Consider the following 7,436-nt stretch of genomic DNA (forward strand, 5'->3'; position numbering starts at 1 on the left):
AATTCCCCTGTCTGACCCGATTACAAGATAAAAAACGGAAAAACTGCTTTTGAATTTGCTGTTTTTTCAGGAAATGATGAAATTATTAACTTACTTAAATAAATAACTTATGAAGAAAATTACTTTTTTATTATTAATATTATCTGGCTTCTTGAGTTTTTCTCAGCAAAAGTCGACTGGCGATATGACCCTTATTGCAGGTGTAACTGTCAATCTTACTTTAGACAATGGTACCTCTACAGCAACTTTAGTTTTATCAGGACCAAATGATAGATGGTTTGCTTTTAAGTTTGGGGATTTTACACATCCAATGGATGCAGGGGTTGACGGTGTATATTATAATGGAACAACATTAATTGATGGAACTGAAGGAGGATTTAGTGGCCTTGCGACTGATACTTCTCAAAATTGGACAGTTACGGGAAATACACTTTCTGGAGGAACAAGAACAATAACAGCAACTAGAGCACTGAATTCTCCAGATCCAACAGATTATGACTTCAATTATGACAATGATACTATTGATATTGCTTTAGCTCATGGTCAAAATGCAAATTATACTATGAATAGTACTAACGCACATGGGCAATTTAGAAACGCAAACCATAACACTACTTTAACGACTCTTGGTGTTGAAGATTTCTCATTAAACGCAACCCAGATATACCCAAATCCTTCCAATGGAGATTTCAGAGTAAAGACAAGAACTGGTTTAGACAGGATTACGATTTATACCCAGACGGGTGCTTTAGTCAAAACAATAGAAGTAGGACATCAAGAAGAAACAGAAGTGAATGTGAACGGTTTGGCTACGGGGGTTTATTTGCTAGAACTTCAAAATTCAAGCGATAAATCTTGGAAAAAGATTATCGTAAATTAAATTTTTAGTAAAAGATTAAAACTTGTTTCATTTGTTTTACGTAGATGAAATAAGTTTTAATCTTTTTTAATCTCTGTTTATGAAAAAATTACTTTTATTTCTTTTATTGCCTTTTTTTGGTTTTGCTCAAGACGATTTGTTAAGTAGTTTAGATAGTACAGAAACCAATCAAAGAGTAACTTCTGCTTTTAAATCTTTAAAAATTATAAATCTTGAATCTACAAAATTAGCTTCAAAAGGAGACTTTTACTTTATTGTAGCCCACCGATTTGATTATTTTAAAAATGGTTTTGATGATTTTTTCGGATTAGATAATGCCAATACGCAACTAAAATTTTTATACGGAGCTACAGATTGGTTAACGGTTCACGTAGCAAGAAGTGGTTTTCAGGAAACGTATGATTTGGCAGCCAAGTATTTGATAAAATCTCAAATGCAATCAGGTTTTCCGGTAACAATTGTTGGTTTTAATAGTATCGCGATTAATACAGAATTGAAGAAAAAGGATTATCCAAAATTGTCATTTGACAATCGGTTAAGTTATGTGACACAGCTTTTGATCTCCAGAAAATTTTCTGAAAAGTTAACCTTACAATTGGCTCCTTCCTATTTTCATGAAAATACGTTGCAGGATATTTTAGATGAAAACAATCAAGCTATTTTGCCTAATCCACAAGATAACAGTCAATTTGCAATTGGAGCAGGAGGAAGGTACAAACTCACCAGTAGATGGTCTGTAAATGTTGATTATGCAGCTCATTTGAATAGGACGGATAAATCAATTTATAAAAATCCATTATCTATTGGAGTTGATTTAGAAACGGGAGGTCACGTATTTCAAATGCATTTTACAAATTCAAGAGCCATGCATGAATCCGGATATTTAGGTCAAACCAGTGGTGATTGGACAAAAGGAGAAATTGCTTTTGGGTTTAATTTAGTGCGTGTGTTTTAAATAAAAAAGGTGCCAATTACGACACCCTTAGAATTATCTTCTTAAAACTAAAATTCTTTTTTCATCGGGATTGTCTTCACTGACCCATTTTTGAACTTTAGATTTATTTTGAACTTTTTTCCATGTTCGTGATAAATCTGAATTATCACTTTTTATCACTATAAAATTTTTAGAATCATCCCAACTGAATGGACTCACATCTCTTATTTGTGTGTTGAAAAAATTAAATTCCAAATTTTTATTACCGCGATTGTTGTTGTCAAAAGACATGGTTCCGATATTGGTTACTCTTGCGGTTTGAAAATTAGAATTTTGAATTTCATAGTGTGTAACCCGCCATGTATCTGCTAATCTATGCGAACAACTTGTGAGAGCTAAAACACTTATAATGCCTGTAATAATTGGAATAAATTTTTTCATACTGCTTTTATTTAAAGTACTTAAAAGGTACAATTAACATGCCAAAACACTCTCCTTTTTCTTTACCAGTATGTTTGTGATGCATTTTGTGTGCCCGTCTGACCGCTTTGGCATAACGATTATTTGCATTTCTAAACAATTTAAAACGTTGGTGAATAAAGATATCGTGAACTAAAAAGTAGGTCAACCCGTAGGCAAAAATCCCCAAACCAATTGCCAACCCCAGTTCCAAAATGTTATTTTGCCAAAGCAAAAAGAAAGATATGCTAACAACGGCATAAAAAATAAAGAAGGTATCATTTCGTTCAAACCATGAATCATGGTCTTTTTTGTGATGGTCTTCATGTAAATTCCAAAGAAAACCATGCATCACATATTTATGCGTAAACCACGCCATAAATTCCATCATAAAAAAAGTCAAAAAGAAAACTAAAATGTGAATCCACATAATCTGAAAATTTAAAATCTAAATAATATTAAGTCGATAATTTACATAACACTTGGCCAATAATCCAACTTTTTGGTAATCCGGAACACGAATCCGAGTTGTTTTTATTGCCATTGACGGTGTCTTTTTTAATTTTGAAAGCAGTTTTTTATAATATACATAAGCAGTATAAACGCCAAATTTTGCTTCCAAAGGTAATCTTTGAATTCCTTCAAAACCTGCAGCAAAGTCGGCTTCAATTTCTTCAATAATCACTTTTTTGGATGCTTCATCCAATTCATTTAAATCGGTATTGGGAAAATACGTTCGGTTTAAATCATCATGATCGGCTTTTAAATCACGTAAAAAATTTACTTTCTGAAAAGCAGAACCCAGTCGCATTGCACTGTGTTTTAGTTCTTCATATTGTTCAATATTTCCATTCACAAAAACTTTTAAACACATTAATCCAACAACATCAGCAGAACCATAAATGTATTCCTGATATTCTTCGTGAGTTTTATATTCTGTTTTTGTTAAATCCATTTTCATACTTGACATGAAGGCATCTATTAAATCAGATGGAATTTTAAATGCATGAACAGTATGTTGAAATGAATTTAGAATTGGGTTCAAACTAATTCGGTTTTTTAATGCCAAATCCAAATCATTCTCAAAAAGCTCAAATAATTCGTCTTTGTTGTAATCATGAAAGGTATCAACAATTTCATCTGCAAAACGAACAAAGCCGTAGATGTTATAAATATCTTGTCTGATGGAAGGAGCCAACATTTTTACAGCTGATGAAAATGAAGTGCTGTATGACCTAGTGACGTTGCGGCTGCAATCAAAGGAGACTTTGTCAAAAATAGATTTCATAGCTTATTTAAAATGGTTTTTTAATGTTTTAATCTTGTTTTTCTATCAACTCAGCAACTAACTTTCCTGAAATTAATGACGGTGGAACTCCTGGCCCCGGAACCGTTAATTGACCTGTAAAAAATAAACTTTTAACTTTTTTGCTTTTTAATTTTGGTCTTAAAAAAGCAGTTTGTAAAAGCGTATTTGCCATTCCATAAGCATTCCCTTTGTATGAATTATAGTCTTTTATAAAGTCATTAACACAAAAAGATTCTTTAAAGATAATATTATTTTTTACTTTTTGCTCAGTAATTGTTTCAAACCGTGTCATTATGATGTTAAAATAGGTTTCTCTGATTTCTGGTGTGTCTTCAATTCCCGGTGCTAGTGGAATTAAAAAGATGCCTGCTTCATTGCCTATAGGTGCCGCCGAATCATCTGTCTTTGAAGGGAAACTTGCATAAAACAAAGGTTCTTTTGGCCAACTCGGTTTGTCATAAATGGCTTTAGCATGGTCTTTAAATGAAACGTCAAAAAATAAAGTATGGTGTTCAACATTTTCAATTTTTTTATCAAAGCCAACATAAAATAATAGGGAGGAAGGAGCAAAAGTTTTCTTTTCCCAATATTTTTCTGAATAAGCTCGGTCAATTGGCTCAAGTAGAGTTTCTGTATGATGGTAATCGGCACCACTCAAAACTAAATCGCAATAGTCTATTTCATCATTAAAACTAATGCCTATTGCTTTTTTGTTTTCAACAATAATTTTGTCAACAGAAGCATTCGTTTTAAAAGTAACGCCTAATTCACGAGCTAAACTTTCAATTGCCAAAATAACACTATACATGCCGTTTTTGGGATGCCATGTTCCCATTCCAAAATCAGCAAAATTCATAAAACTATAAAATGCAGGCGTATCTGAAGGTTTTGCTCCAAGAAATAATACCGGAAATTCTAATATTTGAATTAATTTATCATTTGTAAAGCGTTTACGAACTTCTTTGCTGATAGTTGAAAAAAACTGTCCAACTTTTAATGCTGTTTCAGGTGTGATTAATTCTAATGGAGAGACTCCAGGGCGATACACTAAATCTTTTATGGCAATATCATAATTGCTTTGTGCTTCAGCCATAAATTTTTCAAGAACAGCACCGCTACCTTTTTCAACAGTTTCAAAAGTTGCTATAATTTCAGGAAGATTATCAGCAATTGTAACAAAACTATTGACACCAAAATAAACCTTATACGCTGGTGAAAGTTTAATTAACTCGTAATAGTCGGATGGTTTTTTGTCGAAATCTTCAAAAAAACGCTCAAAAACATCCGGCATCCAATACCATGTTGGTCCAATGTCAAAAGTGAAATTGTCTTTAATAAGTTGGCGTGCTCTTCCGCCAATTGTAGGGTTTTTTTCAAAGACAGTCACTTGATGTCCTTTTTGAGCTAAATAACAGGAAGCGGCAAGAGCCGAGAATCCTGAGCCGATGATGTTTATTTTTTTCTTCATTTGTTTAACAAAAGTAAACAAAAAGCTAAACAAATTAAAATAATAGCAGCATTATTTTTAGAGCATATATGTTAAATCTTTTATGGAACTAAATATTCTTACTTTAGGGAATTGGTTTTGATTTATATGTTCTGTAATTCTGCCAATTGTCCATAATTCATCTGTCTCATTGTCTATGATTTCTTCATAAAATTCCTTTAGATAATCATTTACTTTATCTTTATCAGGTTCTACAGTCATGTAGGATATATAAACTACGTTATTGAAATAACGTTTTATGTCTTTCAAACTGTCAATTGGCACACTTTCGCCTAAATAAACTGATTTGTAGCCACTCAAGATTATTTCATAATTGAGGTACATTAGTCCTAGTTCATGGATTTCATTGGAGGGTAAATAAAGTATAAAAACTTTATCCGATTTGGTTGGTTCAAGAACTTGAATTTTTTCGGTATTGACTAAAAGTTTTTGTTTGATTAGGTAACTAATAAAATGTTCGTGAGCTGGTGAAATGGTATCGGTTTGCCATAGCAGTCCAATTTCATTCATCAACGGGATGAAAACTTCATAAAAAACTTCTCTAAATGATTTTTCGGCAAGTAAATTATTGTATGTGTTGAAAAATAGCGTGTGATCAAAATTAATCATAGCCATCTTAAAAGCATTTATTGCATGATTCTTTACACTTTTATCAGATATGATTTCTCTGACCATCGCAGGTATTCTATCTTCCGATAGTTTAGAGATTTTGGATATTTTATAGCCATGATTATGAAGCAGTGTAATATTTAAAAGTTTTTGTAAACTAGCCAAATCATAATATCTTATGTTTGTGTCTGTTCGCATTGGTTCCAATACATTGTATCTTTTCTCCCAAATTCTTATGGTATGAGCTTTTATGCCTGATAGGTTTTCAAGATCTTTAATACTGAAGATATTCTTAACGTTGTTCATTTTTTACTTAAATAAGTTAAACAAAAGTACTAAAACTTTTAGTTTATAATCAACTTACTTGATTTTTTTTCGTAAAAGTTATGATTGTACTCGCTTTTGTAAGAAAAAACAAATCTGTTGATGATTCAAACCAACTTAGAAACCTTAGTTTTTTTTATGGTTAAGAAGAATTGACTATTTTTCCAAAAAAAAACAGAAATGAAAATAGCTTTTAATTTTAGCCTAATAATAATACTCTTTTTTTTTAGTGGAAATGCCCAAACAAGTTATGAAAGTTACTTTCGAAGCGGGAATTTTAAACTTGATAAGAATGAGTTCAAAGAGGCAATTATAGAGTATTCTAATGCCATTTCCATAAATAAGGAATCCTATGAAGTTTATTATAATAGAGGAATTGCTTACTTGGCAATTGAAAGTTTCGACCTTGCCATTCAAGATTTTACACAAACTTTAAAACTAAATCCAAATTATACCGAAGCTTTTGGTAATAGAGGTTTGGCTTATTTTGGCTTAAAAAATATAATGAAGCATTGACGGATTATAATGCTGCATTGGTTTTGAAAAATAATTTTCAGGAAGTCTATTTTAATAGAGGTAATTTAAGAATGAAACAAGATAAATTTACTGATGCTATTGCAGACTACACAAAAGTTTTAGAGTTAAACCCTAACTATGTGAAAGCAATAAGTAACAGGGGTGATGCTTATTTTGAAATGGGGAATTATTCAAAGGCAATCGTTGATTTTACAAAAGCAATTGAATTTGATTCCAAAAACGCAAAGCTATATTACAACCGTGGGAATGCAAGATTTAGTAAAGAAGAGTATAAAGCTGCTTTAGTTGATTATAATTTAGCAATCGAATTAAACACTAAATATATTGAAGCGTATTATAATCGAGCGGTTGTGAAATCTTTAATTGGAGATAATAATGGAGCGATTGATGATTACAATGAAATTGTAAAAGTTTTCCCGGAAGATGTTGATGGTTACGTGGGAAGAGGAATTTCAAAACATCGATTAGATGATTTTGAAGGAGCGATTATGGATTATACTTATGCTATAGCAATTAGTGGTGCTAATAGTGAAGCCTATTACAACAGAGGATTGTCAAAATTACTGCTCAATCAAAAAGAGAATGCATGTACTGATTTTAAAAAATCTTTGGAACTACAGCACGATAGTGCCGCTGAAGCATTAAAAAAATATTGCAGATAAGTTGAAAAGCAGACAAAAAAAACACACACAAGTAAACTTGGTGTTTTTAGTTTAAAGTATTCATTCGTGACCACGATGGGATTCGAACCCACACGCCTTGCAGCACCACCCCCTCAAGATGGCGAGTCTACCAATTTCTCCACGTGGCCGTTGCTAAAAAAAAGTAAAGACGTTGCATGCAACGTCTTCGTTTTTTGTGACCCGACTGGGGCTCG

At 32.2% G+C, this 7,436-nt stretch carries 9 protein-coding genes and 1 tRNA gene; 4 read left to right on the forward strand and 6 right to left on the reverse strand.

The genetic code is table 11. From position 1 onward, the window contains the following. The first annotated feature begins 184 nt into the window (after positions 1-184). Positions 185-880 carry a T9SS type A sorting domain-containing protein gene (locus B3L86_RS08110; protein WP_291117455.1) on the forward strand — a complete coding sequence of 232 codons (696 nt, stop codon included), beginning with the start codon at positions 185-187 and terminating at the stop codon, positions 878-880. A gap of 79 nt (positions 881-959) precedes the next feature. Continuing rightward, the gene (locus tag B3L86_RS08115) at positions 960-1,835 is read left to right on the forward strand and encodes a DUF5777 family beta-barrel protein (protein ID WP_291117458.1); all 876 of its coding nucleotides are present in this window, start codon (positions 960-962) and stop codon (positions 1,833-1,835) included. A gap of 33 nt (positions 1,836-1,868) precedes the next feature. Here B3L86_RS08115 and B3L86_RS08120 read toward each other — a convergent pair whose 3' ends face one another. The 5 genes from B3L86_RS08120 to B3L86_RS08140 are packed head-to-tail and all read right to left on the reverse strand — an operon-like array spanning position 1,869 to position 6,004. Next, positions 1,869-2,255 carry a hypothetical protein gene (locus tag B3L86_RS08120; RefSeq protein ID WP_291117461.1) on the reverse strand — a complete coding sequence of 129 codons (387 nt, stop codon included), beginning with the start codon at positions 2,253-2,255 and terminating at the stop codon, positions 1,869-1,871. 7 nt (positions 2,256-2,262) lie between these two features. After that, the gene (locus B3L86_RS08125; RefSeq protein WP_291117463.1) at positions 2,263-2,703 is read right to left on the reverse strand and encodes a sterol desaturase family protein; all 441 of its coding nucleotides are present in this window, start codon (positions 2,701-2,703) and stop codon (positions 2,263-2,265) included. A gap of 18 nt (positions 2,704-2,721) precedes the next feature. Next, entirely contained in the window at positions 2,722-3,561 is an 840-nt protein-coding gene (locus B3L86_RS08130; protein ID WP_291117466.1) for a phytoene/squalene synthase family protein, read from the reverse strand. Between the two features lie 28 nt (positions 3,562-3,589). After that, positions 3,590-5,050 carry a phytoene desaturase family protein gene (locus B3L86_RS08135; RefSeq protein WP_291117469.1) on the reverse strand — a complete coding sequence of 487 codons (1,461 nt, stop codon included), beginning with the start codon at positions 5,048-5,050 and terminating at the stop codon, positions 3,590-3,592. Between the two features lie 57 nt (positions 5,051-5,107). Continuing rightward, entirely contained in the window at positions 5,108-6,004 is an 897-nt protein-coding gene (locus B3L86_RS08140; RefSeq protein WP_291117472.1) for a MerR family transcriptional regulator, read from the reverse strand. Between the two features lie 198 nt (positions 6,005-6,202). Here B3L86_RS08140 and B3L86_RS08145 point away from each other — a divergent pair, with 198 nt between their 5' ends. Then, on the forward strand, positions 6,203-6,538 hold the full coding sequence (locus tag B3L86_RS08145; protein WP_291117475.1) for a tetratricopeptide repeat protein: 336 nt from the start codon (positions 6,203-6,205) through the stop codon (positions 6,536-6,538). Further along, a complete protein-coding gene (locus tag B3L86_RS08150; protein ID WP_291117478.1) occupies positions 6,535-7,221 on the forward strand; it encodes a tetratricopeptide repeat protein in 687 nt (228 codons plus the stop codon). Before B3L86_RS08145 ends, B3L86_RS08150 begins: the two co-directional genes overlap by 4 nt. A 67-nt stretch (positions 7,222-7,288) precedes the next feature. On the opposite strand, the gene B3L86_RS08155 is transcribed toward B3L86_RS08150, so the two are convergent. Continuing rightward, positions 7,289-7,370 (reverse strand) — tRNA-Leu (locus B3L86_RS08155). Between the last annotated feature and the right edge of the window lie 66 nt (positions 7,371-7,436).

It is taken from the genome of Flavobacterium sp. UBA6135 (assembly GCF_002428305.1).
Lineage (GTDB): Bacteria > Bacteroidota > Bacteroidia > Flavobacteriales > Flavobacteriaceae > Flavobacterium.